Source organism: Pseudomonas iridis (assembly GCF_017980685.1).
In the GTDB taxonomy this organism is placed as follows: Bacteria; Pseudomonadota; Gammaproteobacteria; order Pseudomonadales; family Pseudomonadaceae; genus Aquipseudomonas; species Aquipseudomonas iridis.
In genome coordinates this window covers 16646-43592 of the sequence record NZ_JACXXO010000006.1, presented here as the reverse complement: position 1 = coordinate 43592, position 26947 = coordinate 16646, and the positions used below count along the sequence as shown (strand labels likewise).

Sequence of the window (26947 nt, the reverse complement as noted above, 5' to 3'; positions counted from 1 at the left end):
CCTTATCCGATGTTCGACAGTTTCAGCAGGTGGCGCAGGTCGTTGAGCAGATCCTTACCCTTTACGTTCGGGCCGTAGCGCAGCACGAGGTTGCCGTGCGGATCGATGATCCACAGCTGCGGCGTCGCGTTGTCCCCTGTTGTCTTGCTGAACGTCGCAGCATCCAGCGGATAACGTTGCAGCTGCGGATATTCGCGGGTCAGTTTGGCGTCGTAGTCGCTGCTCAACGGCTGCGCGGCGGCGAGGGCATGGGTGGCGCGCCCGGCCTCACGACCGAGGCCGATCTGGATCTGCCGCGCCAGATACACCAACTGCTGGCAATCCACCGAGCAGTCCTTGGGCGCGGTCACCAGCATCTGCCAGCGTTGTTCATCGGTTTGCACGCCGAGGTCGGCGCGGGTCTGGCCGTTGCCGAGCAGTTCACCGTGATAGCTGCGACCTTCCGGCACCCAGAACTGCAATTTGTACATGCCGGTGGCGAGAAGCATCGGGCCGACTACACCAAGCACGATCAGCAACAGTTGCATGCGTCCGCGTCGGCGACTGACCGGGACTTTGGCTTCAGACATGCTGGGTGGATTCATGGCCGTTCCCATGGTGTTTCTCCTTGGCGTTGTGCCAGCCGAGATAGAGGTAGAGAGCGAGCAGTGCAATGCTCATGGCGAACCACTGCACGGCGTAACCGAGGTGTTTTTCCGGGCCCATCGCGACCACCGGCCAATCGGCTTGATAGCTGGCCGGGCCGGGTTCGGCGCGTAATTCATAGGCGTAGCCGTCGCGCTCGAGGGTTTTCCACAGTTTGGCCGGCTCGACGGCGGTGATGGTTTGCGGCCAGGTCTGGCTGACCGGGTCGGCGTGCAACTGGAAAGTCGCGCCGGGGGCGATATAAACCCAGGCGTCGATATTCAGCGATTCGGTTGGCGTGCTGAATTGCGGCGGTACGCGGCGATCCGGCCACGGCAGCCAGCCGCGATTGACCAGCAGCCACAGGCCGCTGCGCTGATCCTGAAACGGTTGCAGTACTTCGACCCCGACTTTGCCGTCACGCTGGCGGTTATCGAGTAACAGGCTGTGGGCACCATCGAATTGGCCCTGCAGATGCACGCGACGATAGGCCGGGTCGGCGCTGGTCAGTAGTTCGCTGCTGGCCATCGGCTCGGTGGCGCGGCGTTCGGTATAAGTGGCGAGCAGGGTGGTTTTCTCCGCGCCACGGCCCAGTTGCCAGAAACCCAGTGACACCAGCAGCGGCAGCAGCAACGCCACCACCACGGTCGGAATCACACCCGGGCGAAAGCGCTTCATGCTTGCGCCACAAAGTCAGTCGTCGCGATCGCTATACTCAACTGCATCGCCTGTCCCCCGGAGTCTTCCCATGCTCAAAACAGCTATCGTCCTGATGCTGATTGCCACGGTGATCAGCCTGTTCAGCGGCCTGTTTTTCCTGGTCAAGGACGACAGCAGCTCGAATCGTCTGGTCATCGCCTTGAGTGTTCGGGTGGCATTGGCCGCCGGAACCGTCGGCTTGATTGCCTGGGGTTTCTACAGCGGCCAACTGGTGTCCCACGTGCGGTGGTAGCTGCAAGCTTCTAGCTTTGAGCTGCAAGCTTGGAGCTTGGAGCTTGGAGCTTGGAGCTCGCTGCTTGCAGCTGTTGTTAAAGCACATAAACGAAGATGAACAAGCCGATCCACACCACGTCGACGAAGTGCCAATACCAGCTCGCCGCTTCAAAGCCGAACTGATGCTCGTTGTCGAAGTGGCCCTTCATGATCCGCATCAGCATCACAAACAGAATGATCGTGCCGATGGTCACGTGGGCGCCGTGGAAACCGGTGAGCATGAAGAACGTCGCGCCGTAGATGCCCGAACCCAGGGTCAGGCCCAGCTCCTTGTAAGCGTGAATGTATTCTTCGGCCTGGAAACCAAGGAACGCACAGCCCAGCAGCACGGTGATCGCCAGCCAGATTTTCAGCGCGCCGCGATGGCCTTTCTTCAGCGCATGGTGGGCGATGGTGATGGTCACGCTTGAGCTGACCAGCAGAATCGTGTTGATCAGCGGCAGGCCCCACGGGCTGATGACGTCCTTGGCCGGCGGGAACAGTTTCGGGTCCGGCGTGTTCAGCAGCGGCCAGGTGAACTGAAAGTTTGGCCAAAGCATGTGCGCGACCCCTTTGGGGCCTTCACCTCCGAGTGCCGGGCCGGAAATGTGCCGCACGTAGAACAGCGCCCCGAAGAAAGCGACGAAGAACATCACCTCGGAAAAGATGAACCAGCTCATGCCCCAGCGGAACGAGCGGTCCAGCTGCGCGCTGTATAGCCCCGCGCGGCTTTCCTTGATCACCGTGCCGAACCAGCCGAACAGCATGTACGCCACCAGCAGGCCACCGACGAAAAAGATCAGCGGGCCGTGGGATTCCGGGCGCGCTGCCTTCAGATCGTTGAACCAGACGGCCAGACCGTACACGGTGACCAACATCCCGATCGTGGCGATGATCGGCCACTTGCTCTGGGCCGGAACGTAATAGTGCTCATGAGTTGCCATTTATTGTTCTCCTTATCGGGCACGCTAACCGCCAGTGTTTACAGCCACCGGTGGATGTCGGGCGGTGATATCGAACAGCGTGTAGGACAGCGTCAGGTGCTTCACTTCCTTGGGCATGTCGCGGTCAACAATGAAACGCACCGGCATCTCGATCTGTTGCCCGGGCTGCAGCACCTGCTGGGTAAAGCAAAAGCATTCGGTCTTGTGGAAATACGCGGCGGCATTACTCGGTGCGATGCTCGGTACGGCTTGCGCACTCATCGGTTTGTCGGTGGGGTTGCGGGCGATGAAGATCATCTCGTTGACCGCGCCGGGGTTGGCCGTGAGTTCATCGTGCTTGGGATAGAAATCCCAAGGCATGTCGGCAGTGTTGGTCGACAGAAACTGCACGCGCACCTGGCGCGAGATATCTACCACCTGCTCACCCTCGTACTGGCCGCCGGTCTTGCCGTTGATGCCGAAGGCTTTGCACATCACGTCATAGATCGGCACCAGGGCAAAACCGAAAATGAACATCGCGACCACCACACCGAGCAGTCGGGTAACGAGTTTTTTCAGCGAGATCGAGTCAGCCATGGTTCATGCCTCTCATCAGATCCCTTGTGGGAGCGAGCCTGCTCGCGAAGCAGACAACTCGGTGCATCAGATGAACCGCGTCATCGTTCTTCGCGAGCAGGCTCGCTCCCACAGGGAGTTCTGTGTTCATTTCACTTCCGGCGGCGTAGTGAAGGTGTGATACGGCGCCGGCGACGGCACGCTCCACTCCAGGCCTTCGGCGCCATCCCACGGTTTGGCCGGTGCCGGTTCGCCGCCACGGATGGTCTTGATGACGATGAACAGGAAGAAGATCTGCGTGGCGCCGAACATGAACGCGCCGATCGAGGAGACCATGTTGAAGTCGGCGAATTGCAGGTTGTAGTCCGGAATCCGTCGCGGCATTCCCGCAAGACCGACAAAGTGCATCGGGAAGAAGGCCATGTTCATCCCGATGAATGACAACCAGAAATGCAGCTTGCCGAGGGTTTCGTCGTACATGTGCCCGGTCCATTTCGGCAGCCAGTAGTAGGCCGAGGCGAAGATCCCGAAGATCGCCCCCGGCACCAGCACGTAGTGGAAATGCGCCACCACGAAATAGGTGTCCTGATACTGGAAGTCCGCCGGGGCGATGGCCAGCATCAGCCCGGAGAACCCGCCAATGGAGAACAGGATGACGAACGCCACGGCGAACAGCATCGGCGTTTCGAAGGTCAGCGAGCCTTGCCACATGGTGCTCGCCCAGTTGAACACCTTGACCCCGGTGGGCACGGCGATCAGTAGCGTGGCGTACATGAAAAACAGCTCGCCCACCAACGGAATACCGACCACAAACATGTGGTGCGCCCAGACGATAAACGACAGGAACGCGATGCTCGCCGTGGCGTAGACCATCGAGGTGTAGCCGAACAGCGGTTTGCGCGAGAACGTCGGGATGATCGAGCTGACGGCGCCGAAAGCCGGCAGGATCATGATGTATACCTCGGGGTGGCCGAAGAACCAGAACACATGCTGGAACAACACCGGGTCACCGCCACCGGCAGCACTGAAGAAACTGGTGCCGAAGTGGATGTCCATCAGCATCATCGTCACGCACCCGGCCAGCACCGGCATCACCGCGATCAGCAGAAACGCGGTGATCAGCCAGGTCCAGACGAACAGCGGCATTTTCATTAACGTCATGCCGGGGGCGCGCAGGTTGAGGATGGTCGCGACCACGTTGATCGCGCCCATGATCGAGCTGATCCCCATCAGGTGAATGGCAAAGATGAAGAACGTCACGCTTTCAGGTGCGTAAGTCGTCGATAACGGCGCGTAGAACGTCCAGCCGAAGTTCGGCCCGCCACCGGGGCTGAACAGGGTTGAAACCAGCAGCAGGAACGCCGCCGGCAGCAGCCAGAAGCTGAAGTTGTTCATGCGCGGCAGGGCCATGTCCGGCGCGCCGATCATCAACGGGATCATCCAGTTGGCGAGGCCGACGAACGCCGGCATCACCGCACCGAACACCATCACCAAACCGTGCATGGTGGTCATCTGGTTGAAGAACGCCGGTTCGACGATCTGCAAACCGGGCTGGAACAGCTCGGCGCGGATCACCATGGCGAACGAGCCGCCGAGCAGGAACATGCAGAACGCAAACCACAGGTACAGCGTGCCGATGTCCTTGTGGTTGGTGGTCAGCACCCAGCGCATCAGGCCTTTGGCCGGGCCGTGGGCGTGATCGGCGTGACCGTGGTCATCGATGACAGCGCTCATGGCCGGTCTCCTTCAAGCGAGTGGACGGGGCGGGCCGGGGCGAGGAGCCCCGACCGATTCACGAAGTACGCAATAGACCGGCTCATTTGCTTTCCGCCTGTTTCAGCTCCAGCACTTCTTTTGGCGTCACCATGTCGCCCTTGTTGTTGCCCCACGCGTTACGTTCGTAGGTCACAACGGCGGCGATATCGACTTCCGACAACTGCTTGCCGAACGCCGCCATGGCGGTGCCGGGTTTGCCGTGGAAGACGATGCTCAGGTGATCCTTGATCGGGCCGGTGGCGATTTTCGAGCCTTTGAGCGCCGGGAACATCGGCGGCAGGCCCTGGCCTTCGGCCTGGTGACAGGCGACGCAAGCGGTGTGATAGACCTTGTCGCCGCGCTCCTTGAGCTCGTCGAGGGTCCATTCCTTGCTGGTCAGTTCTTTGAGCTGCGCAGCCTCGGCTTTGCGCTCGGCGAGCCAGGTTTCGTAGTCGGCCTTATCCTTGACCTCGACCACGATCGGCATGAAGCCGTGATCCTTGCCGCACAGTTCGGCGCACTGGCCACGGTAAATGCCCGGTTTGTCGACGCGGGTCCAGGCTTCGTTGACGAACCCCGGAATCGCATCGCGCTTGACCGCAAAGGCCGGCACCCACCAGGAATGGATCACGTCAGCGGAGGTCACGAGGAAGCGCACCTTGGCGCCGGTCGGCAGCACCAGCGGCTTGTCGACCTCAAGCAGGTAATGCTCGCCCTTGGCTTCCTTGTTCTGGATCTGCTCGGCGGGAGTGGCCAGGTTGCTGAAGAATTCGACGTCCTGGCCCAGGTATTTGTAATGCCACTTCCACTGATAACCGGTGATCTGGATATCGATATCCGGCTCACTGCTGTCGTACATCTTGATCAGGGTGGCGGTCGCCGGCACGGCCATCGCTACCAGAATCAGCAGCGGTACGACGGTCCAGAGAATTTCGACGGTGGTGCTTTCGTGGAATTTTGCGGCGACCTGCCCGGTAGAGCGGCGGTGCACCATCATCGACCAGAACATGGCGCCGAAGACGATGACCCCGATCACCACACAGATCCAGAAAATGGTCATGTGCAGGTCGAATACTGCGTGACTGATTTCAGTCGCTCCAGGCGCCATATTCACAGTCCAGGCCGCATTGGCCGGGCTGAAAATCGACCACAACAGGAGGCCCATCCAGACGTGTGGATGTCGCATCATTGCGGGTTCCCCTTATCGTTCTTGTTATCCCGGAGGCGTAACGCCTGCGGCAAGGGAGCGGCTGCATCAGACTACGAACTTGAATCGCCGAGCCTTGCTGCGGGTGCAGTCGGGCGTCATCAGCTAACTCCATTCACTGGCGAGTATAGTCAGCGGCTGAGAATTGCAATGTCTGCTCGTAAATGATGTGAAACAGCGAGCACTTGCGTTCAAGGGCAGGAATGGAGAAGGATGCAGACGAGTGGTGGCAAACAGATATAACGCGGGCGCATCAAGGATGAAATAATTATGACAAATGCGTCTTAGCATTTTTCGTAAGCCAGCTAACTTATGTCTTCCCTATTTCATTGCCTTGTTCCCTGGAGTTTTCATGAACACCGCCGCATTGCGCGAGCAGATCCAAAAAGCCCAACAGCACGAGAAAGAAACCGGCCTGCTGACCCGTCAGCTGGAAAGCAAGCTGCCTCATTTACACCCGGCGATCCAATTGCCGGAGGCCGACGCCAATGGCGTACTGACGCGTTTTGTCGCCGCCTACATCGATGAAGTACCGGACCTGCTGGATGCAGCCAATGAAGTCGCCAGGGAAGCGGGAATTGAATCGCAGATCAAACCGGTGCTCAGAATCGCCGAGCAGTACTTCCTCCAGCCGCCAGCCATCATGGCCGGGCACGTTGGCCTGGACAGCCTGCTGGACGAAGCCTATCTGGCGCACCGTTTTGTCGAAGAGGTCAATGACCTGTACATCAAGCATTTCGGCCAGCCCTTGATCCCCTTGGACATGACGGTCGCCAACTTGATTGCTCACCAGTTGATCGGTGAGGAATTTGCCAACCAACTGGACGAAGCGGTACATCACGCCATCGACGAGATGCTCAACGACGAAAGTTTTGCGCTGGAATCAGTCGAGATCTACCGCGAAAAACTCAGCAGCCCTGAGACCGGTGCGGCGTGGAAACGCTGGCCTTGCATGGGTCGCCGATTGGGTGTGGGTCTGGAGCTGGATCAGCCTGCTGCGTAATCCAAAGCCAACACAAATCATTGTGGGAGCTGGCTTGCCAGCGATAGCGGTGGATCAGTCAACATCATCGGTGACTGAAACTCCGCCATCGCTGGCAAGCCAGCTCCCACAGGGTTTGCATTCACAACGAATTGTTTAGCCGGCCGCGCCGATTCCGGTATTGGTCCGCACCCTGCCTTCGAGCCTACGCTTCAACCCACGCGACTCGATCACCAGTTTCGACCCCTTGGCCGCATTCGCCCGGCCCCACTCTTCCAGCAACTCCAGACACGAATGGTCGATGTAGCTCAGATTATTGAGCGGCACATGCACCGTCGAGCCTGCTGGAATCGTGTTCAGCACCTGGGTCAGCGCCGGTACTTTGAGGAAGGTCGCCGCGCCGATCAGACGTAACTCCATTTCCCCTTCCGGCGGCAGGTCGATCAAGCTGATCTTCAATCGCGAAGCCTTGAACGCCAGTTTCAACATCGTCAGACCAAAACCGATCAGCACACCGGTCAGCAGGTCAGTGAAGATGATCGCCAGCGCCGTGGCGGCGTAGGTGAACATCGGCATCCGCCCATAACGGCTAAGACCACGGAAGGCTTTCAGGTCGACCAGTTTGAAGCCGGTATACACCAGCACACCCGCCAGACTCGCCACCGGAATGCTTTGCAGCACACTCGACAGCAACAGCACGAACGCCAGCAGCCACAGACCATGGAAGATCGTCGAGTAACGCGTGGTTGCACCGGCCTGGACGTTGGCCGAACTGCGCACGATCACCCCGGTCATCGGCAGTGCGCCGAGCAGGCCGCAGAGCATGTTGCCGACACCTTGCGCCGAGAGTTCACGGTCGAAGTCCGAACGCACGCCATTGTGCATGCGGTCTACCGCGGCGGCCGACAACAGGGTTTCGGCGCTGGCGATAAACGCCACGGCGAACGCGGCGATCAGCAGCGTCGGATCTGCCAGACTGAGCAAGTCTGCCGGTTTCAACCAGTCGATGGCTTCCGCCAGATTCGCCGGCACCTCAACCCGTTTCACCTGCAACGCCAGCAGCAGACTGGCGCCCGTCGCCAGGCCAACACCGAGCAATGCGCCGGGAACGAACCGCAGCGAGTGTGGGCGGAATTTCTCCCACAGCCACATCACCGCAATCGTCGACAACCCGAGCAACCCGGCCTGCCAGCCAAACGACGGCAAGGCTTGCGCCACCGCGGCGGGGAATGCCGTGAGGTTATCGAGCCCGGAAGGTTTCGGCGACGCATCGAGCATCACATGCACCTGTGACAGCACGATCAACACGCCAATCCCGGCAAGCATGCCGTAGACCACCGCTGGCGCCGTGACCCGAAACCAGCAGCCGAGCTTCAGTCGCCCGGCCACCAGTTGCAGGAAACCGGCGAGTAGCAAAATCGGCCCGAGCATCTCGATACCGTGCTGGCGCACCAGTTCGAACACCAAAACCGCCAGCCCTGCCGCCGGCCCGCTGACCTGTAACGGTGAACCCGCCAGCCAACCCACCACCAGACCACCGATGATCCCGGTGATCAAACCCTTCGCTGGCGGCAACCCTGAAGCGATTGCAATGCCCATGCACAACGGCAGGGCGACCAAGAACACAACCACGGATGCGAGCAGCTCCCGTGGCAACACAGCTTTCAATTGAGCAGCACGCATGGTGATTCTCCCGAAGTTTTCTTCAGGCATGGCGAGGCCGGGCCGCTGAAACAGCGGCCGGCGTCAAACCACACAGATTGTCAGGAAGATTTAGAAGCGCGCTTTGGGCGTCGCCACCGGAATCGGATGGCTGCCATCGAGCGGCAGGAAACGGCCCTGATCCGCATCGTAAGCTTTGATTTCACTGGTTTCGATGTTGTAGACCCAGCCATGGATGAACAGATGACCGTTCGCCATGCGTGAGGCTACCGAGGGATGGGTACGCAAGTGCTGCAATTGGGCGATGACGTTTTCCTCGGTGAGGATCGGCATACTTTCTTTTTCGTCGGCGCAGTGACAGTTCTCATGCACCATGGTTTTCGCGACTTCAGCGTGGCGCAACCAGGCTTTGACCGTCGGCATTTTTTCCAGGCTATCGGGGTTGAGCACCGCACGCATGGCGCCGCAATCGGAGTGGCCGCAGATGATGATGTGCTGCACGCCCAGCGCCAGAACCGCGTATTCGATGGCAGTGGAAACGCCGCCGTTCATCTGGCCGTAAGGTGGCACGACGTTGCCCACGTTACGCGTCACGAACAGATCGCCGGGGGAGCTCTGGGTAATCAGTTCGGGAACGATGCGCGAGTCGGCGCAAGTGATGAACATCGCCTTGGGCGCTTGGGCCGTGGCGAGTTTCTTGAAGAGTTCTTCCTGCTGCGGGAAGACCTCATGATGAAAATGCAAAAAGCCGTCTACGATCTGTCGCAGCGCTGCATCGGCGGATTCCGCTTCAGGGGTTTGCGCCGACACAGCCAGCGGCTGTTTATCCTTGTCACTCATGATTCATCCTCTTTGGCGGATTCAGGGAGTCTTGCCCCGGTATTCCGATATGAAGCCAGTGGCTGTTTAAAACATCCGGGCCATCCCGACCCGTCAGTCACTCGATGAACAAGGTAGCCGCCGAAACTTAACTCAAACTGAATCAAACGCTCTAGAACGTGTGTTCCAGGTCACAAAAAACGTGACTGAAGTTTTCGACGGAAGGTTTCCAACCCCTCAACCATAAGGCAATTGTCGCTAAATCAACGACATCTGGCGACCCGGCGGACAGAAGGCGGTGCAATCAAGGTTGTAGCCTTCGCGATGATTGAGGCCAAGACGCTTGATCGCCTTGGCAAAGCGCTGGGCGAGCAGGTCGGCGAACGGCCCTTCGCCCCGCATGCGCGCACCGAAACGGCTGTCATAAAGCTCACCGCCACGGCTTTGACGAATCAGACTCAGCACGTGTGTCGCCCTTTGCGGATAGTGCGCTTGCAGCCACTCCTCGAACAACGGCGCCACCTCCAGCGGCAGGCGCAGCATCATGTACGCAGCGCTTTGCGCACCGGCGGCGTGAGCTTCGGTGAGCAGGCCTTCGATCTCGCTGTCGTTGATCATCGGAATCATCGGTGAACACAGCACACCCACGGGAATGCCCGCTTCGCGCATCACCCGGATCGCCCGCAACCGCGCCTTGGGCGCTGCGGCGCGCGGTTCGAGGATGCGTTTGAGTTCGTCGTCCAGCGTCGTGAGGCTGATCATCACGGCCACCAGCCGCTGCTGCGCCAGTTCGGTCAGCAAGTCGAGATCACGCAGGATCAGCGAGCCCTTGGTGACGATGGTTACCGGGTGCCGATAGCGCAACAGCACTTCGAGGATCTGACGGGTGATTTTATGTTCGCGTTCGATTGGCTGATAAGGATCGGTATTGGAGCCCAGGTTGATCGGCGCACATTGATAGCCGCGCTTGCTCAACTGTTCTTCCAGCACCTGCGCGGCGTTGGTCTTGGCGATCAGCCTGGTTTCGAAATCCAGCCCGGGCGACATGTCCCAATAGGCGTGGCTGGGCCGAGCGTAGCAATAGATGCAGCCATGCTCGCAGCCGCGATAGGGATTGATGGAGCGATCAAAGGGCAGGTCAGGCGAAGTGTTACGGGTAATGATGGTTTTTGCGGTTTCGATCATCACCTCGGTGTTTTGCGTTTCGGGCACTTCCTGATACCAGCCGTCGTCCTCCGCCACCGAGCGGTTTGGCGCGAAGCGGTTGTGCGGGTTGGTCGCAGTGCCGCGACCGCGAGGGGGGAGAGGGCTGATCATTGGGCGAACCTCGTGTCTGTATATGCATACAGTATATGAGCAGCGCCGGGACGATCCAGTACCGTTCGGCCATAGAAAAGCCGTCGCGGATCATTCTGCGGTTCTGTTCGCTGTTTATATAAATAGTTAGAACCAAAGAAAACCCGGGAAACATATGTTTGGTTGTGAGGGGAAGTTATCAAATATAGCCTTCGCAACTTACCGGCACTGATGCCTGTGTATTAACTCTAAAAGGATTTGATTTATGTCGTTTCTCAATCAGCGTGGTGTTTTTCTGCAAATGATGCTGCCGGGTCCATCGGAACCCAATACTGTTGTTTCGATGCAACTTGCTCGCAAGGAACTGGGCTGGGACGCGGATGAGCAGCTGTCGACCGAGTCCTTGGTCGATTCGATTTATGTTATCGCGGTGTCCAGCGATCGTGGCAAGTCGTTCACCATCCGCACCGATAAGAAGGATGTGGACGGCGACGGCGATATTGATAGTGATGACAAGGCCAAGTTGGAGGCATTGGCCAAGGCTTATGTGAGTATCGTCAATCCTTGAATCGCTTGTTGAAACATTGGTCATCACGACAAGTTGCAACAAAAACCCTGCATGAATGATTCATGCAGGGTTTTATGTTTTTAGTTGTGGCTGGTTACCTGGCCAAGATCATCACCAGACATTGTTTTCATATCGTCGGTACGCAGTCCCGCGACGTCTTTGGCCGACACTGGCGCGCCCTTGTTGCCCCAACTACCACGAATGAAGCTCACCACATCCGCCACTTCCTGATCCGATAACCGCCAGGCAAAACCAGGCATGGTGAAAGTCGATGGCGCAGTGTGCGTCGCGGGCAATGTACCGCCCTTGAGCACAATGTGAATCAGCGAGGTCGGGTCGTCTGATTGCAACACCGGGTTGCCTGCCAGCGCCGGAAACACACGGGTGTAACCGTGACCGTCGGTGCGATGGCATGCCGCGCAGTTGTCGATGTACACCGAGGCGCCGCGCTGGCTGTCATCACCGTTCCACAGGGCCTTGGCGGCTGTCGCGTCGTATTGGTGTGGCTGATCGTTCGGATCACTGGCCGGCAACGACTTGAGATAGCGCGCAATCGCCGTCAGGTCGGCGTCGGTCATGTACTGCATGCTGTGGGTAACCACATCGCTCATGCCGCCGAACACGGCGCTGCGATCACTGCGGCCGGTCTTGAGGAATTGCACCAGTTGCTCCTCGCTCCAGCTGCCGAGTCCATCCTTGTGATCGCCACGCAGACTCTTGGCGATCCAGCCTTCCAGCGGCGCGCTGCCGGCCAGAAAGTGGCTGCCATCGGCCGCACTCAGGGATTTTTCCTGCATGGTCAGGGCACGTGGCGTATGGCAGGCGCCGCAATGTCCGAGCCCTTCGACCAGATACGCCCCACGATCAATCACCGGGTCGTCTGACGTCGACTTGTAGTCCTCGACCTTCGGCGCAAACATCCAGCGCCAGCCCATCAGCGGCCAGCGCATGCTCAACGGCCATGGAATGTCGCTGGCCTTGTTCTCTTGCGCGACGGGTTGCACGCCGTGCATGAAGTACGCGTACAACGCTTTCATGTCGGTTTCGCTGACACGGGCGTAGGACGGATACGGCATCGCCGGGTACAACGTACTACCGTTTTTGGCGACGCCATGACGCACTGCCTGATCAAAGTCCTCGAAGCTGTAATCACCCACGCCGGTTTTATCCGGGGTGATATTGGTCGAGTAGATCGTGCCGATCGGGGTTTCCATTGGCAGGCCCCCGGCGAACGGCTTGCCGTTTTTCGCGGTGTGGCACGCCACGCAGTCACCGGCGCGGGACAGGTATTCACCCTGCTTGATCAAGGATTGATCGACTTCGGCCGCTTGCAATGCAGCACTGCCGAGCAGCGCAAGGGACGCGATAACAAACTTCTTCATGGTCATCGCTCCTTAAGCCTGAACCAGCGGGCCGGGTTTTTTCAGGTATTGCTCGCGGATCGCCTTCGCCGACCAATAGGTCAACGCCGCGACCAGACCTGTCGGGTTGTAGCCCAGGCCTTGCGGGAATGCCGAGGCGCCCGGAACGAAGACGTTGTGCACGTCCCAGCTCTGCAGGTAACGGTTCAACGCGCTCTTCTTCGGATCGGTGCCCATGATCGCGCCACCGTTGAGGTGGGTGGTCTGGTACGACGCGGTGTTGAAGTGGTCGCCGACTTTCTTACCGATCACCGCAATGGCTTTCGGGCCCATCGCTTCGGCGACCTTGCCCATTTTTTCGACCATGAAGCGGTTCATCTTGATGTCGTTTTCCTGCCAGTCGAAGGTCATGCGCAGCAGCGGCAAGCCGTAGGCATCGCGGTACACCGGATCGAGATCGAGGTAGTTACCTCTGTAGGACTGATGCGCGCCGTGGGCGTCCATCGACACCTGGTGGGTGTAGTAATCGGCGGTCGCGCGTTTCCATGCGCTGCCCCAGGCCGGCGTGCCCGGCGGGTTCGAGGTGCCGGCAATCGGTCGGCTGCCGGCCTGGTTGACCCACATTGGCGAGCCGCCGACGAAGCCGTGCGGGCCGTGGTCGAAGTTGTCGGCGTTGAAATCATCCAGCGCCACACCGTTACCGCCGGCCCCGATGAAGTTGTTGGTGTGGGTGTCCTTGTCGAAGAACGCCTTGATCGTTGCCATGTTCTGGTAAGCAAAGTTGCGCCCGACCACGCCTTCGCCGCTGATCGGATCGTAAGGCTTGCCGATCCCGGAGAGCAGCATCAGTCGCACGTTGTGCAACTGGAACGCGCCGAGGATCACCAGATCCGCCGGCTGCTCGATCTCCCGACCTTGCGCATCGATGTAGGTGACGCCGGTGGCTTTGGTTTTACTGCTGTCGAGATTGATCCGCAGCACATGGGAATTGGCCCGCAGCTCGAAATTCGGCAGCGGTTTGAGCGCCGGCAGGATGTTCACGTTCGGCGAAGCTTTGGAATACATGTAGCAAACGTAACCGCTGCAAAATCCGCAGAAGTTGCACGGGCCCATCTGCGCGCCGTAGGGATTGGTGTACGGCCCTGAAGTATTTGCCGAAGGCAGGTTGTAGGGTTTGTAACCAACCTCTGTGGCTGCCTTGCCGAACAGCTGTGCGGAAACCGTGTTCTTCTGCGCTTCCAGCGGGAAATGATTCGAGCGATCCGGCGCGTAAGGGTTACCGCCCTTGCCCTGACCGACCAACTGGCCTTTAACGGTCCAGGCCTGACCCGAAGTGCCGAAGACTTTTTCGGCGTAATCGAAGAACGGCTCCAGCTCTTCATAGCTGACGCCGAAGTCCTGAATGGTCATGTCCTTGGGAATGAAGCTTTTGCCGTAGCGTTCTTCGTAGTGGCTGCGCATGCGCAACTCGATCGGGTCGACGCGAAAGTGCACGCCCGACCAGTGCAGCCCGGCGCCGCCGACGCCATTGCCCGGCAGGAACGCGCCCAACTGGCGATTCGGCAGGGCAATGTCGTTGACGCTGTGGCGAATGGTGACGGTCTCTTTGGAGATGTCCTGAAAGAGTTTTTTGCGCACGCTGTAGGTGAGTTCGTCGATCACCTGCGGATAGTTGCCGTCGGGGTACGTGTCCTGCATTGGCCCGCGCTCCAGCGCCAGCACGTTGAGGCCCGCTTCGGTCAGTTCCTTGGCCATGATCGCGCCGGTCCAGCCAAAACCGACGATCACTGCGTCGACCTTCTTCATTACCGTTGCCATGCTCACGCCCTCTCGCCGCGAATCGAAACTGCCGGGAAGGGGTATTGCTCGTTGCGTTCCACCCAATCCATGAAATCGGCGCGGGCGCCGGGGAAGCCGATCATGGTCCAGCCGACCATGCCTTTATTGCCGCCATGGATCGGGTCGCAGAAGAACCCTTCTTTGGTGTTTTGCAGCAGCAGGTTGAAGAAAATCTTCGCCGGGACGCTATCGAACTGCGGTTTGCCGGCTTCGAGTTGCTTGAGCAAATCGTCTCGGGTAGCGCTGTCTTGCTCGGCAAATGTTTTACCGTTGAGAGCTTTTGTCCACTGATCCGTGGCGGCGATGCCGAGACGATAGATCTCTTTCGGGACCAATTTGCTCTGCCAACCCATCTCCGGCGCCGCTTCAGCGTTGAACGGACCCTGCATGTACCAGAGGGCTCCGGCAGCGTAGGGCGTGTTCATCTGACGATCGATGTATTCCGGCACGCCCGCTTCGATCGCACCTGGGCCTTGAGCATCGGCGGGAATCAACTGCGCCACGGCGGCATTGATGAAGGCCCATTCCTCGGCGGTGAAATAGCTCGGCTGATAAACGCCCGCGTCAGCGCGAGCCGGTGGCGCCGCGGGTGTTGCCGGTGCGGCTTCAGGCGAGGCTTGCAGGACACTGCTGCCCAAACCGGTGCCGGCGAGGGTGACCACTGGAATCAGGGTCAGGGATTTGCGTAAAAAATCACGCCGCGGGTTGTCTCGATTCTCATCAGACATTGGGTTGCACCTCATCAGGCATCAAGATTGGTCAACCGTTTCTGCGAACGGCTTGAGGATTTGCTGTCGCGACGTGGCCGGTTTGACCCGTAGAAGGGGGGCGTGTCTGCAACAAGATGTGACAAATGGTAGCAGGCTAAGCATCTGGATGAATCGATAAAGCGCAAAAAAGACTGGAATTGCGCGGGGAGAGTTGAGGAGATAACGCCGATTCACGCTTCTTTGACACCCGGCTCACGGGGCTTTGACCGCCAAACGGCGATGCTGAGGCTCCTGTCACTGAAAATCCCGATACGGTTAATCCAGCATGTCCCGAGTGCATCTTTTTCCTGCTGTGTGCTTGTCGCTTGTCATGCTCTTGCAGTTGTTTCCGGCACAGGCTGCCGAGCCTGCGGCCCTTCGTCCTGCGCAATGGGCGCAGCCGATTGAAGTGCAATACAACCTGTTCCAGGTTTCGCCAACGCTGTACCGCAGCGCGTTGCCCGACGACGGTGCCGTGCCGTTATTGAAGAATCTGAAAGTGGCCACGGTCATCAACTTCCTGCCCGAAGCCGATAGCAACTGGCTGTCCACGCCCGGCATTCATCAAGTGCAATTACCGTATCGCACCAACCACGTCGACGACAGTGATGTGCTCAAGACCCTGCGTGCGATTCAGGAAGCCGAGGCCAGTGGCCCGGTGTTGATGCACTGCAAGCACGGTTCCGACCGCACCGGGCTGATGGCCGCGATGTACCGCGTAGTGGTGCAAGGCTGGAGCAAAGAGGACGCTCTGAACGAGATGACCCAAGGTGGTTTTGGGGAAAACGTCCACTTCCACGACAGCGTGCGCTATGTGCTGCAGGCTGATGTCGACAAACTCCGTACCGCGCTGGCCAATGGTGATTGCAGCACCAGCGCGTTTGCGACCTGTTCGCTGAAGAGCTGGTTTCAGACGGTTAATCTGAAGTGATCAATCGGTGGTGGCTGCAAAGAGTTGCGTGTCGACCGGTTGGCCGAGAAAGGCTTCCAGCGTGGTCAGCAACGAGCCTGAGTCGCCAGGGGCAAAGAACGCCTCGCGAAAAGCGCGGCCCGTTTGCGGGTTGAAAACCCCGTCCCGCTGGAACCGCTTGAACGCTTCGGTCGCCAGCACCCCTGACCACTTGTAGGCATAGACCGACGCTTCGTAACCGGTCACCAGGTAATCAAAGCCAAAGGCGAAGCGGTGATAACCCGACAGTTGCAGGTGCGGCATCTCGCGTTGCACATCCTCGAACACCTGTTCGATGCTGCGGCCATCACCCTGGCTGCGGTGCAACTCCAGATCAAACAACGCCGTCAGCAGCAACATGGCGGTTGATCGACTGGTCTGGGCGCCAAGCGCAGCCAGTGCGGTGTTGACTCGCGCCGCCGTCAGACGTTCGCCGCTCTGGTAATGCGCCCCCAGCCACAGCAGAAAGTCTGGTGACTGACACCAATGCTCGAACAACTGCCCGGCGAATTCCGCCGTGTCGCGTCCCAGTTGAGAGATCCCCGCCAGGTTGCGATGGGGCGAGCGCGTCAGCACATGCTGCAGACAATGGCCGAACTCGTGAAACAGCACCCGCAGGTTTTCGTGGGAGAGCAGGCACGGGTGCGCTTCGGTGGCGGGCGGGAAATTGCAATTCAGGCAAGCGATCGGCAGCGCTGGTCGCCCCTCGGCATTGATGCTGCGAATGCGTAACACGGAGGTGAACGCAAAGTCAGTGGCGTCTTCGCGGTGAAAAGGGTCTACGTAGATGTGCCCGATCACTTGCCCGTGCTCGCTGACATCCAACAGTCGGACGCTGTCATGCCAGTGGCTGAGTTCTGTCTGCTCGACGATGGTGATGCCAAACAAGTGCTCGCAGAACCGGCAGAGTTTACGCAACGTGTCATCAAGCGAAAAATACTGGCGCAAGCCTTTTAGCGCCCCGTTCAACTGCTGCAGGCGTAATTGCTCGGCGAGAAATTCCTCATCCCACGGCTGGATATCTGCATACCCCAGGGTGAGCGCAAAGGCTTTCAACGCCTGCGTATCGCTGAGCAGATGCGGCGTATTCAGTACGACTTGCTGGCGTATAAACGCACTGACTTGCGCCGGGGAGGTGGCCATACGGTTTGCCAGGCGCAACTCGACGAAATTCTCGAAGCCCAATAATTGGGCTTTTTCGTGGCGCAACGCGACCAGCACCGAGAGGACCGGATCGTTGTCGAGTTTTTCTGCCAGCGGGCCTCGATCAGACGCGCGGTTGATCCAGGCCGTGAAGTACTCCTCACGCAGCGCGCGGTTTTGCGCATGAGTCATGATTTGTCGGTAGGTGTTCTGATCCAGCGTGAGCAGCCAGCCGCTGTGTCCAGCCGTTTTCGCCTTGAGGGCCAGTCGTGCCTGTACCTCGGCAGACAGGCCTTGAAGTAGCGTGATGTCGTTGACTCGCTTGCTCCACGCGGCGTTGGCCAGTTCCAGATTGTTTTGAAACAACTGCTCCAGATTCCGGATATCCCGGTTCAGGCGGGCAAGTTTTTGCTGTTGCGCTGGCTGCAGTTCGATACCGGACAAGCGGAACCTGCGCAGAATCTTCGCCAGCGAGGCTTTGCGCTGATCATCGAAACTGGCGGCAACCGCACTCTGCGCCAGGCGTTGATAGGTACGGTACAACTCGAGATTGGCGGTCTTGTTGTCTATGTATTGACCTGCAGCGTGGCTGCACAGCGCGCTTTCCCTGAGCCAGTCGGCGTCGTCGGATTTGACCGTCGATAGCGTGTCGATAATGCCCACTGCTTCCGTCAGGCGCGCATCGGCCGAATCGATGGCCACCACCAGATCATCCCAGTTTGGATGCTCGGTCTGGCTGGCGATCACTTGGGCAATGATCTGCTGGTTTTCGGCAACGATCACGTTGATGGCGGGCAGCAGATGCTCGGCGCGAATGTCCGACCACGGGGGCAATGACCAGTGTTGTAAAAGCGGATTGGTGTCAGGCATGACGTCTTCCTTGAGGGTTGGCTGAAAGGGCCAGCCTAGGCAGGAAGCGCAGGGGAAGGGCGGTAGATAGTTACCACCTTCCACCGCTGATCGGTGGAAGGTGGTTCTGACTCAATGTTGCTCGTCAGGCTTTTTCGCAAGTTTCGGATTAGGGAAAAACTGCACTGCCTGGACTTTCTTGTCCGCTGGCGGTTTCAGCGCGCTGGTGTTGACCCGCGTGCCCAGCTCCTTTGGAACCGACAACCCTTGCTCGTTCAGCGTGTCGGAGTAACCGCAGGCCACGCATTCGCGGTGGGGCACGGTGTCCTCGTTCCACATCATCAGTTTGTCCGGCTCGCTGCACGCCGGGCAGACAGCCCCGGCGATAAAGCGTTTTTTGGTGATCACTGGCCCCTCACTCATGCTGCCGCGCCCTCGGTCAGGCCGCTGTGACGCAACAGTGCGTCAATCGATGGCTCACGGCCACGGAAGTCGACGAACAGCACCATCGGCGCTTGCGAGCCGCCTCGCGCCAGAATCGCTTCGCGGAAGGCGCGACCGGTTTCAGCGTTGAGCACACCGTCTTCTTCGAATTTCGAGAACGCATCGGCCGACAGCACTTCCGCCCACTTGTAGCTGTAGTAACCCGCCGCGTAACCGCCGGCGAAGATGTGCGCGAAGCTGTTGGGGAAGCGGTTGTAGGCCGGAGGACGCATCACCGACACCTCGTCACGCACGCCTTCGAGCACTTGCAGCGGGCTGCGGCCATCACCGTGAGTGGCATGCAGTTCGAAGTCGAACAGCGAGAACTCCAGCTGACGCACCATCATCAGGCCGGACTGAAAGTTCTTCGCCGCGAGCATTTTTTCCAGCAGATCCTGAGGCAGCGCTTCGCCGGTTTCGTAGTGACCGGAAATCAGCGCGAGGCCTTCGGGCTCCCAGCACCAGTTTTCCATGAACTGGCTCGGCAGCTCGACCGCATCCCACGCCACGCCGTTGATGCCCGACACGCCGGCATGCTCGACGCGGGTCAACAGGTGATGCAGGCCGTGGCCGAATTCGTGGAACAGCGTGGTCACTTCGTCGTGGGTCAGCAGCGCAGGCTTGCCGCTGTCGGCCGGGGTGAAGTTGCACACCAGATTGGCGACCGGGCTTTGCAGCACGCCGTCGACAGTACGGCGACGGTCGCGGGCGCCGTCCATCCACGCACCGCCACGCTTGTTGGCGCGGGCATACAGATCGAAGAAGAAGCGGCCGACGTGCTGGCCGTTTTCCTTGATTTCGAACAGGCGAACATCCGGGTGCCAGGTGTCGAAGCCTTTCTGCTCGGCGATCTCGATGCCGTACAGACGCTGGACGATGGCGAACAGACCACCGAGAACCTTGTCGATCGGGAAGTAGGCGCGCAGGGTTTCCTGGGCGACGCTGTAGCGTTGTTCGCGAAGTTTTTCGCCGTAGAAACCCACATCCCAGCTTTGCAGATCAGCGCAACCCTGCTCGGCGGCGTAGGCGCGCAGTTGTTGCAGATCCTGAGCGGCGAACGGCTTGCTGCGTTTGGCCAGATCGCGCAGGAAGCTCAGCACCTGATCGCTGGACTCGGCCATTTTGGTAGCAAGGCTCAACTCGGAGAAACTGGCGAAGCCCAAGAGCTTTGCCAGCTCCTGACGCAGGTCGAGAATTTCTTCCATCACCGGACCGTTGTCGTTCTGACCGGCGTTCGGGCCTTGATCCGAAGCGCGGGTGCAATAGGCTGCGTAGACTTCTTCGCGCAGCGCACGGTCTTGGGCGTAAGTCATCACCGCGTAGTAGCTTGGGAATTCGAGGGTGATCAACCAACCATCTAGGTCCTTGGCCTGGGCCGCGGCAGCCATTTGCGCCTTTGCCGAATCGGTCAGGCCGGCGAGGATGGCTTCGTCGGTGATGTGCTTGGTCCACGCTTGAGTGGCATCGAGCAACTGGTTGGAGAAACGGCTGCCCAGCTCGGACAGCTTGCTTTGCACTTCGGCGTAGCGCTGCTGTTCGGCCTCCGGCAGGTCGATACCCGACAGACGGAAGTCACGCAGGGCATGTTCCAGGATAGTTTTTTGCGCGACGTCGAAACCGGCGGCTTCCGGGCTGTTGGCCAATGCTTCGAAGGCCTGGAACAGTTCGCGGTTCTGGCCCATCTCGGTGGAGTAGGCGCTCAATGCAGGCAGGCACGACTCGTAGGCTTCACGCAATTCGGCGCTGTTGCACACAGCGTTGAGGTGGCTGACCGGACTCCAGGCTGCGCCGAGGCGATCATTGAGTTCGTCCATCGCCAATACCAGGCCGGCCCAGGTAGGGTTCTGGCCTTGGGTCTTGAGGATTTCGGCGATGGCGGCGCGGTTGTCGGCCAGGATGGTTTCGATGGCTGGCAGGACGTGTTCGGCACGGATCGTGGAGAACGGCGGCAGGTCGTAGGACTGCAGAAGAGGGTTGTTCACGCTCACGGTTGGCACCTTGGCTGGAAGAAACATGTGCCCATCTTAATTACAATCGACACTCACCGCAGCTATCGGCGACAGAGAGAGAACTAATCGTGTCCCTTCGCAAATACCAGAACCATACCCCGCAGTTGAGCAAAGGTGCCTTTGTCGACGGCTCCGCGGTGGTGATCGGCGACGTCGAAATCGGCGAAGACAGCTCCGTCTGGCCGCTGACGGTCATCCGCGGCGACATGCACCGCATCCGCATCGGTGCGCGCACCAGCGTGCAGGATGGCTGCGTGCTGCACATTACCCACGCCGGCCCGTTCAACCCGGACGGCTTCCCGTTGTTGATCGGCGATGACGTGACCATCGCCCACAAAGTCATGCTGCATGGCTGCACCGTCGGCAGCCGCGTGTTGATCGGCATGGGCAGTATCGTCATGGACGGCGCGGTGGTCGAAGACGACGTGATCATCGGCGCGGGCAGCCTGGTGCCGCCGGGTAAGCGCCTGCACAGCGGCTTCCTTTACGTGGGTAGCCCGGTGAAACAGGTGCGGGCGCTGACCGACAAGGAAAACGCCTTCTTCACCTACAGCGCGGCGAACTACGTGAAGCTCAAGGACCTGCACCTGGCCGAAGGCTACGACACACTCTGAATCGAATTCGCGACTGCTCAGGAATACACATGCATTACCAGACCGTACTGTTCGACCTCGATGGCACCCTGACCGATCCGCGTGAGGGCATCACCCGTTCCATCCAGTTCGCGCTGAGCAAACTCGGCATTGATGAGCCAGACCTGACCAAGCTTGAGCACTTCATCGGCCCGCCGCTGTTGCAGGCATTCATGCAGTTTTACGACTTTGATGAAGCGAAGGCGTGGGAGGCGGTGAATTTCTATCGCGAGCGCTTCAAGGTCACCGGTCTTTATGAAAACCGCGTGTTCGAGGGCGTCACGCCGCTGCTGGAAACCCTCAGTGGCCAAGGTCGGCAGCTCTACATCGCAACGTCCAAACCCTGGGTGTTCGCCCGCGAGATTGCCCGGCACTTCGACTTTGCCCGGCACTTCAAGGTGATCTACGGCAGTGAGCTGGATGGAACGCGGACCAACAAGGTTGAACTGATTGCGCACCTGCTCGCGGAAGAAGGGCTGGACCCGGCGAACACCTTGATGATCGGCGATCGCAAGCACGACCTGATTGGCGCGCGCAGCAATGGTCTGGACGCGGCGGCGGTGGGTTATGGGTTTGGCAGTTTTGAAGAGTTGAATGCCGAGGCGCCGGCTTATCACTTTGAAACGCTGGCCGAGTTGCATCAGGCATTTTTGCAGCGCTGATCAATACGTCATCGCTGGCAAGCCAGCTCCCACATGAAAGCGGTGTCACCAGGGGCACCGCATTCACTGTTGGATCTGGTTCCCACAGGTGAGCGGTGTCTTCAGGTTCAGCGAAATCCCTGTGGGAGCTGGCTTGCCAGCGATGAGGCCGGATCAGCCACTGGAGGGCTGAGAGTCTGCCAAAGTTTTCAATGCCAATTTACGCTCCACAACCGGCAACCCGCCCAGCCTCTCGACCTCCGCGTAAAACCTTGGCCAATCCCCCCCAACCTGGCTGAACAACGCCGAAAACGCCGACACCCATTGGTCATATAACCCGAAGGGCAGCAGCCGCGCATTGTTCAGCGGCGTATTCACCCAGGCGTCATAACGCTTGTCCCCGGCCCACTGACGGTCACGCATCACCCGGTAATCCCGGCGAAACTGCTCGAACTCGGCCGCTTTGCGCTCGCGCATCTGCTCGACGGGCAACGGCTGTGCATACAACGTCTCCAGCCGCGAGCGCGTAGCAAGTACCAACGCGATGAACTGATCACGCTGCTTGAGTCGGGAGTTGGTCTCCGCCGGCAATCCGCGAAACGCCCGCCATTGCCGAGTACCTTCCTGCTCGACAAACGTGGCAAACGACTCGTTGAACTCGGTGTCGTCCTTCACATAGAACTGCTGATGCGCCAGTTCGTGGAAGATCAGCGTGGCCAGGCGCTCGTCGCCCCAGCCCATCATCGAATTGAGGATCGGGTCGTTGAACCAGCCCAGCGTCGAATAGGCCTCGACACCGCCAATCGACACGTCCATGCCCTGCAAGCGCTGAATCGCCGCTTCACCCCGCGCGGCGCTCTGGCTGTAATAACCGCGATAGGCCACGCACCCGGCAATCGGGAAGCAGTGGTTTTGCGGGGTCAGGGAAAACTCTGTGGTGGCGAACACATTCCACACCACGAAAGGACGGCCAATGTCGGCGTACAGGCGATAACTCTGGTTGTCTGGCAGATGCAGGTGCTCGCTGGCAAAAGCCCGGGCCTGCTGCGACTGGACCAGGTGCGCGCGCAATTTCGCATCGCGGCTCGGGTCGGCAATCACGCTGGCGACCGGTTCGCGGGCCTGCAGCAATTGCCACTGACCGCTGGCCAGTTGGCTGTAATAGCTGACGCTTGCGCAACCGTTGAGCAACAAAAGCATCACACCCGGAAACAAAATCCGAAAAACGCGATCAAGTAACCGATGGCTTGGAAGCGGCCTGATCAAAATAAGAAACCCTCTGGAAAGTCTGCCCGCAAGACTATCCCGCCCATTGGAGCTTCGCTATGCGCATGTTGATGCTGACAGGAGGCCTGCTGACGCTGGCCGGTTGTGCCGGATTCGGAATGCCCGATCCTGACCCTTCGCAAGCCTGGATTGATCTCGATGCCCGGCAGCAGGACACGGCGCTACAGGCGCTGCAAGTCGATAGCAAGGCCGCCGTCGACAAACGTTATTTCGAGGTACAGCCCGGCAGTCATGAACTGAAGGTGCGTTATCAATTCCCGGTCGAGGCGACCAATATCGGCCCGGACGCCGAGCCCCTCTGGCGTGATTGCCAGTTGAGCGTGAAATTCAAGGACTTCAACGCCGGCCAGCGTTATCAGTTGCAGGCCGGCAGTATCGGTTTCCGCCCGTGGGCGAAACTTTATGACGAGCAGCGCAAAGTCGTCGGACAGGGTACGCCGGCGGGCTGTCAGAAAACCTGATCGGCGCTATGCTGGCGCTCTCATCTAAAGGACATTGATCATGCGCAGGTTAACGCTGTTGCTTGCAGCAAGTGTGGTTGCCGGCTGCCAGAGCCCGATGCCGGTGGTCGATCCCACCATGGCCTGGGTCGACTTTGCCATGCCCACCCCCGGCGGCAAGGTGTTGATGGCCGATCGAGTGGACAAGCAAAGGATGACCGACGGGCGATATTTTCAGGTCACGCCGGGGAGTCACGAGCTGAGGGTGCGTTTTGATTTCGAGGTGTTTGGCGGCGGTCAGGGCATGGACACCGATCCGCAGGAGCGGCTGTGTTACATGACCGTGCGTTACGATGATTTCGAGGCCGGGCAACGTTATCGACTGGAGGCACGGTCGCTGGCCTTCACGCCAAGCGCCCGGTTGATCAATCGCCAGGGGCAGATCGTTGCCAAGGAACGGCAGATCAACTGTGTACCCTGAGCGCCTTCAGTCGTTGTTCTTCTGATAGACGATTGCTTTGGTGCCGTTTTCACATCTGCCTACGACCATGGCGATGTCGTGCTTTTTGGCCTCTGCCTTGCTGACGATTTCCAGCGTGTAGGACGGCACGGCTTTAGCCTGAATCTTGATTTCGATCTCTTTGCGGAGTTCTTCGCAGTCTTTAGGTGCGGCAAAAGCGGAGGTGGCCAGTGCACTGCAGAGAATCGCCAAGCCAATACGTTTCATGAATGAAGCTCCTTGAGGCAGCGCGCACGGGCGTGCGCTGAAGCTGCTATCACGTATACGACCACATTTTTGAAACGCGAGTTCTGACTTCGCTCACAAACTTTGATCAGCTTTTGCCCCCTCGTGATGATTTCCAGATCGTCTTCGCGAACAGGCTCGCTCCTACAGAGTTTTGTGGCGTTCACATAACCCTGTGGGAGCGAGCCTGCTCGCGAAGGCGTCGGCACTGCCAACGCCAGAATCAGCCTTGGAACATCAGCTGAGCAGCGAAGCCTCAAGGGTAATCTTCGCATTCAACACCTTGGACACCGGGCATCCTTCTTTGGCTTTGTTGCTGAGCTCTTCAAACTGCTCTTGGGTCGCGCCCGGAATTTTCGCCTTGAGAATCAGCTTCACCGCAGAGATCGCGAAACCGCCCTCAACCTGATCGAGCGTGACTTCAGCCTGGGTGTCGATGCTGTCGGCCTTGAGGCCGGCATCGCCGAGAATCATCGAAAACGCCATGGAGAAACAGCCGGCATGCGCCGCGCCGATCAGTTCTTCAGGGTTGGTGCCTTTACCGCCCTCGAAGCGCGCCTTGAAGCCGTAGGGTGCTTCTCTGAGGACGCCGGTTTCGGTGGAAATCGAGCCGATGCCGGTTTTCAGATCACCTTCCCAATGTGCGGATGCTTTCTTCACGATAGCCATGTCTGCCTCCTCAAGATCTGGCGCGGGACGCCGCGCCTTCGTGGTTTTTGCTTGCAAGGCTTCTGAGGATAGACGTCGGGACAAAGTTCAGCCTATCTGAATCGTTGACTTTTTTAGTAGGATTTTTCGTCCTGCTATTGAAACTCGGGTATATGCCCTCATTGCATAGAACACGCTTATGGATTCGGCAGGTTTTCGTTTGCGAGAAGAACCTGCCTCCTCACTCGGAGACGCAGGTTTATGAAGCAACTGTCCGACGTAAAATTTTCCACCCTCGATCTGGTGCCCGTGCGCGAGAACGGCAGCCCGGCGCAGTCGCTGCGCAATTCGCTGGACCTGGCGCAGCACGCCGAGAAATTCGGCTACACGCGGTTCTGGGTGGCTGAACACCACAACATGGACGGCATCGCCAGTTCCGCCACCTCGGTGCTGCTCGGTTATCTGGCGGGCGGTACCTCGACCATCCGCGTCGGTTCTGGCGGGGTAATGCTGCCTAACCATGCGCCGCTGGTGATCGCCGAACAGTTCGGCACACTGGAGAGCCTGTATCCGGGTCGTATCGACCTCGGTCTGGGCCGGGCGCCGGGTTCCGATCAAATGACTGCCCGCGCGCTTCGCCGTGAGCGTTCCGGCAGTGCTGACGACTTCCCGGAAGACGTTGCCGAACTGGCGCGTTATCTCGGCCCGCGCACCCCGGATCAACGGGTGATCGCCATGCCCGGCACCGGCACCAATGTGCCGATCTGGCTGCTCGGTTCCAGCCTGTTCAGTGCGCAACTGGCCGGCGAGCGCGGTTTGCCCTACGCCTTCGCCTCGCATTTCGCCCCGCGCTTCATGCACGAGGCCATCCGCGTCTACCGCAATCACTTCAAGCCGTCGGCGGTGCTCGACAAGCCTTACGTGATGCTTGGTGTGCCGCTGGTGGCGGCGGACACTGATGAGCAAGCCGATTACCTGGCGACTTCGGTGTACCAGCGAATCCTCGCGTTGATGCGTGGGCAAAGCCTGGTGCAGCGCCCACCGGTGAAAACCATGGATGGCCTGTGGCTGCCCCATGAGCGTGAAGCGGTGGGAGATTTCCTGGGTCTGGCGATGGTCGGCAGCCCGGCGAAAATCCGCGCGAAACTGCAGGTGCTGATTGAGCAAACCCAGGCTGATGAGCTGATCTTTACCTCTGACTTGTATGAACATGCCGATCGCGTGCGTTCGTACGAGTTGCTGGCGCAGGTGATGAAGGGCTAAGCGTCAGGCGCTGAAGAGCCCCTCACCCTAACCCTCTCCCGGAGGGAGAGGGGACTGACCGAGGCGTTCAGGCGATGTACATCGACTTGAGAAACCGAGTGGATTTGGGTTCTGAAAGATTACGCAAATCGGCTCCCTCTCCCTCGGGAGAGGGCTGGGGTGAGGGGCTGGCTCTGGCCCACACCCACAACCTAAAGCCGTGCGCAGCAGACACAAAAAAGCCGACGCATTCGCGTCGGCTTTTGCATTTCAGGCGCAATCAACCGCGTTTGTAGACAATGTCCTTGGTGCCACCTTCACAGCTGCCGACGACATCGCCGCCAGCCGCGGCACCCTTGTCGACGATCTCCAGCGAATACCCGGAAACGCCCTTGGCATCCAGTTTCGCCGCAATCTCTGCCTTCAGTTCTTCACAAGGCTTGCCGGCTGCAAATGCACCACCCGCAAGGCTCAACAAACCTACTGCCAACATGAACTTCTTCATCGGTCGCACTCCCTGGTCGGATTAAAAGAGGCGGGCATCGG

28 protein-coding genes are annotated in these 26947 nt (G+C 59.3%); 9 read left to right on the top strand and 19 right to left on the bottom strand.

Annotated elements, in window-relative coordinates; genetic code table 11:
• Window positions 1-2 precede the first annotated feature (2 nt).
• Both IEQ42_RS12280 and IEQ42_RS12275 read right to left on the bottom strand, forming a co-directional pair.
• Window positions 3-596: a hypothetical protein gene (locus IEQ42_RS12280; protein WP_210703727.1), complete on the bottom strand. Its 594-nt coding sequence runs from the start codon at window positions 594-596 to the stop codon at window positions 3-5.
• Entirely contained in the window at window positions 562-1302 is a 741-nt protein-coding gene (locus IEQ42_RS12275) for an SURF1 family protein (protein ID WP_210703726.1), read from the bottom strand. The genes IEQ42_RS12280 and IEQ42_RS12275 overlap by 35 nt, the downstream gene beginning before the upstream one ends.
• Window positions 1303-1372: 70 nt before the next feature.
• Here IEQ42_RS12275 and IEQ42_RS12270 point away from each other — a divergent pair, with 70 nt between their 5' ends.
• Complete coding sequence (locus IEQ42_RS12270) at window positions 1373-1576, top strand: twin transmembrane helix small protein (RefSeq protein ID WP_115147881.1); 204 nt, start codon at window positions 1373-1375, stop codon at window positions 1574-1576.
• A gap of 76 nt (window positions 1577-1652) precedes the next feature.
• On the opposite strand, the gene IEQ42_RS12265 is transcribed toward IEQ42_RS12270, so the two are convergent.
• From IEQ42_RS12265 to coxB, 4 genes are all read right to left on the bottom strand, one after another.
• Entirely contained in the window at window positions 1653-2540 is an 888-nt protein-coding gene (locus tag IEQ42_RS12265; protein WP_042556972.1) for a cytochrome c oxidase subunit 3, read from the bottom strand.
• 24 nt (window positions 2541-2564) lie between these two features.
• A complete protein-coding gene (locus tag IEQ42_RS12260) occupies window positions 2565-3116 on the bottom strand; it encodes a cytochrome c oxidase assembly protein (RefSeq protein ID WP_210703725.1) in 552 nt (183 codons plus the stop codon).
• 126 nt (window positions 3117-3242) lie between these two features.
• The gene (ctaD, locus tag IEQ42_RS12255) at window positions 3243-4829 is read right to left on the bottom strand and encodes a cytochrome c oxidase subunit I (RefSeq protein WP_042556974.1); all 1587 of its coding nucleotides are present in this window, start codon (window positions 4827-4829) and stop codon (window positions 3243-3245) included.
• 82 nt (window positions 4830-4911) lie between these two features.
• Window positions 4912-6039, bottom strand: a complete 1128-nt coding sequence (coxB, locus tag IEQ42_RS12250) for a cytochrome c oxidase subunit II (protein ID WP_042556975.1) — start codon at window positions 6037-6039, stop codon at window positions 4912-4914.
• 370 nt (window positions 6040-6409) lie between these two features.
• On the opposite strand from coxB, the gene IEQ42_RS12245 reads away from it, so the two are divergent.
• Window positions 6410-7060, top strand: a complete 651-nt coding sequence (locus tag IEQ42_RS12245; protein ID WP_210623329.1) for a hypothetical protein — start codon at window positions 6410-6412, stop codon at window positions 7058-7060.
• 135 nt (window positions 7061-7195) lie between these two features.
• Here IEQ42_RS12245 and IEQ42_RS12240 read toward each other — a convergent pair whose 3' ends face one another.
• The 3 genes from IEQ42_RS12240 to IEQ42_RS12230 all read right to left on the bottom strand — a co-directional run bounded on the left by IEQ42_RS12240 (window position 7196) and on the right by IEQ42_RS12230 (window position 10837).
• A complete protein-coding gene (locus IEQ42_RS12240) occupies window positions 7196-8722 on the bottom strand; it encodes a SulP family inorganic anion transporter (protein ID WP_210703724.1) in 1527 nt (508 codons plus the stop codon).
• Window positions 8723-8812: 90 nt separating this feature from the next.
• The gene (locus IEQ42_RS12235) at window positions 8813-9541 is read right to left on the bottom strand and encodes a carbonic anhydrase (protein WP_210703723.1); all 729 of its coding nucleotides are present in this window, start codon (window positions 9539-9541) and stop codon (window positions 8813-8815) included.
• A 237-nt stretch (window positions 9542-9778) separates the two neighbouring features.
• Window positions 9779-10837: a PA0069 family radical SAM protein gene (locus tag IEQ42_RS12230; RefSeq protein WP_210703722.1), complete on the bottom strand. Its 1059-nt coding sequence runs from the start codon at window positions 10835-10837 to the stop codon at window positions 9779-9781.
• A 244-nt stretch (window positions 10838-11081) separates the two neighbouring features.
• Here IEQ42_RS12230 and IEQ42_RS12225 point away from each other — a divergent pair, with 244 nt between their 5' ends.
• The gene (locus IEQ42_RS12225; RefSeq protein ID WP_210703721.1) at window positions 11082-11384 is read left to right on the top strand and encodes a hypothetical protein; all 303 of its coding nucleotides are present in this window, start codon (window positions 11082-11084) and stop codon (window positions 11382-11384) included.
• Window positions 11385-11464: 80 nt separating this feature from the next.
• On the opposite strand, the gene IEQ42_RS12220 is transcribed toward IEQ42_RS12225, so the two are convergent.
• Genes IEQ42_RS12220 through IEQ42_RS12210 form a run of 3 tightly spaced genes read right to left on the bottom strand, consistent with a single transcriptional unit; the run spans window position 11465 to window position 15312 of the window.
• On the bottom strand, window positions 11465-12766 hold the full coding sequence (locus IEQ42_RS12220; protein WP_210703720.1) for a c-type cytochrome: 1302 nt from the start codon (window positions 12764-12766) through the stop codon (window positions 11465-11467).
• 12 nt (window positions 12767-12778) lie between these two features.
• Complete coding sequence (locus IEQ42_RS12215; RefSeq protein ID WP_210703719.1) at window positions 12779-14563, bottom strand: GMC family oxidoreductase; 1785 nt, start codon at window positions 14561-14563, stop codon at window positions 12779-12781.
• A gap of 2 nt (window positions 14564-14565) precedes the next feature.
• On the bottom strand, window positions 14566-15312 hold the full coding sequence (locus tag IEQ42_RS12210; RefSeq protein ID WP_210703718.1) for a gluconate 2-dehydrogenase subunit 3 family protein: 747 nt from the start codon (window positions 15310-15312) through the stop codon (window positions 14566-14568).
• 307 nt (window positions 15313-15619) lie between these two features.
• Here IEQ42_RS12210 and IEQ42_RS12205 point away from each other — a divergent pair, with 307 nt between their 5' ends.
• Window positions 15620-16264 carry a dual specificity protein phosphatase family protein gene (locus tag IEQ42_RS12205; protein ID WP_210703717.1) on the top strand — a complete coding sequence of 215 codons (645 nt, stop codon included), beginning with the start codon at window positions 15620-15622 and terminating at the stop codon, window positions 16262-16264.
• Here IEQ42_RS12205 and IEQ42_RS12200 read toward each other — a convergent pair whose 3' ends face one another.
• From IEQ42_RS12200 to prlC, 3 genes are all read right to left on the bottom strand, one after another.
• Window positions 16265-18295, bottom strand: a complete 2031-nt coding sequence (locus IEQ42_RS12200) for a M3 family metallopeptidase (RefSeq protein WP_210703716.1) — start codon at window positions 18293-18295, stop codon at window positions 16265-16267.
• A gap of 111 nt (window positions 18296-18406) precedes the next feature.
• Window positions 18407-18697 (bottom strand): YheV family putative zinc ribbon protein, encoded by a 291-nt coding sequence (locus tag IEQ42_RS12195; RefSeq protein ID WP_115147877.1) that lies wholly within the window; start codon window positions 18695-18697, stop codon window positions 18407-18409.
• Window positions 18694-20772, bottom strand: coding sequence for an oligopeptidase A (gene prlC, locus IEQ42_RS12190; RefSeq protein ID WP_210703715.1), 2079 nt, complete (start codon window positions 20770-20772; stop codon window positions 18694-18696). The genes IEQ42_RS12195 and prlC overlap by 4 nt, the downstream gene beginning before the upstream one ends.
• 62 nt (window positions 20773-20834) lie before the next feature.
• Between prlC and IEQ42_RS12185 the strand changes: the two genes are divergently transcribed.
• Both IEQ42_RS12185 and IEQ42_RS12180 read left to right on the top strand, forming a co-directional pair.
• Complete coding sequence (locus tag IEQ42_RS12185; RefSeq protein WP_042556988.1) at window positions 20835-21380, top strand: gamma carbonic anhydrase family protein; 546 nt, start codon at window positions 20835-20837, stop codon at window positions 21378-21380.
• Window positions 21381-21409: 29 nt separating this feature from the next.
• The gene (locus IEQ42_RS12180; RefSeq protein ID WP_150593253.1) at window positions 21410-22060 is read left to right on the top strand and encodes an HAD family hydrolase; all 651 of its coding nucleotides are present in this window, start codon (window positions 21410-21412) and stop codon (window positions 22058-22060) included.
• 153 nt (window positions 22061-22213) lie between these two features.
• On the opposite strand, the gene IEQ42_RS12175 is transcribed toward IEQ42_RS12180, so the two are convergent.
• Window positions 22214-23305: an aminopeptidase gene (locus tag IEQ42_RS12175; protein WP_210703714.1), complete on the bottom strand. Its 1092-nt coding sequence runs from the start codon at window positions 23303-23305 to the stop codon at window positions 22214-22216.
• Window positions 23306-23364: 59 nt separating this feature from the next.
• On the opposite strand from IEQ42_RS12175, the gene IEQ42_RS12170 reads away from it, so the two are divergent.
• Both IEQ42_RS12170 and IEQ42_RS12165 read left to right on the top strand, forming a co-directional pair.
• On the top strand, window positions 23365-23787 hold the full coding sequence (locus IEQ42_RS12170) for a PA0061/PA0062 family lipoprotein (RefSeq protein WP_150593251.1): 423 nt from the start codon (window positions 23365-23367) through the stop codon (window positions 23785-23787).
• Between the two features lie 40 nt (window positions 23788-23827).
• Window positions 23828-24247, top strand: coding sequence for a PA0061/PA0062 family lipoprotein (locus IEQ42_RS12165; RefSeq protein ID WP_210703713.1), 420 nt, complete (start codon window positions 23828-23830; stop codon window positions 24245-24247).
• A gap of 6 nt (window positions 24248-24253) precedes the next feature.
• Here the strand turns inward: IEQ42_RS12165 and IEQ42_RS12160 are convergent, their stop codons facing one another.
• Window positions 24254-24493 (bottom strand): DUF1161 domain-containing protein, encoded by a 240-nt coding sequence (locus IEQ42_RS12160; RefSeq protein WP_210703712.1) that lies wholly within the window; start codon window positions 24491-24493, stop codon window positions 24254-24256.
• 255 nt (window positions 24494-24748) lie between these two features.
• Window positions 24749-25180 carry an OsmC family protein gene (locus IEQ42_RS12155; protein WP_210703711.1) on the bottom strand — a complete coding sequence of 144 codons (432 nt, stop codon included), beginning with the start codon at window positions 25178-25180 and terminating at the stop codon, window positions 24749-24751.
• 240 nt (window positions 25181-25420) lie between these two features.
• Here IEQ42_RS12155 and IEQ42_RS12150 point away from each other — a divergent pair, with 240 nt between their 5' ends.
• Window positions 25421-26422, top strand: coding sequence for an LLM class flavin-dependent oxidoreductase (locus IEQ42_RS12150; protein ID WP_150688210.1), 1002 nt, complete (start codon window positions 25421-25423; stop codon window positions 26420-26422).
• Between the two features lie 259 nt (window positions 26423-26681).
• Here IEQ42_RS12150 and IEQ42_RS12145 read toward each other — a convergent pair whose 3' ends face one another.
• On the bottom strand, window positions 26682-26906 hold the full coding sequence (locus tag IEQ42_RS12145) for a DUF1161 domain-containing protein (protein ID WP_210703710.1): 225 nt from the start codon (window positions 26904-26906) through the stop codon (window positions 26682-26684).
• Between the last annotated feature and the right edge of the window lie 41 nt (window positions 26907-26947).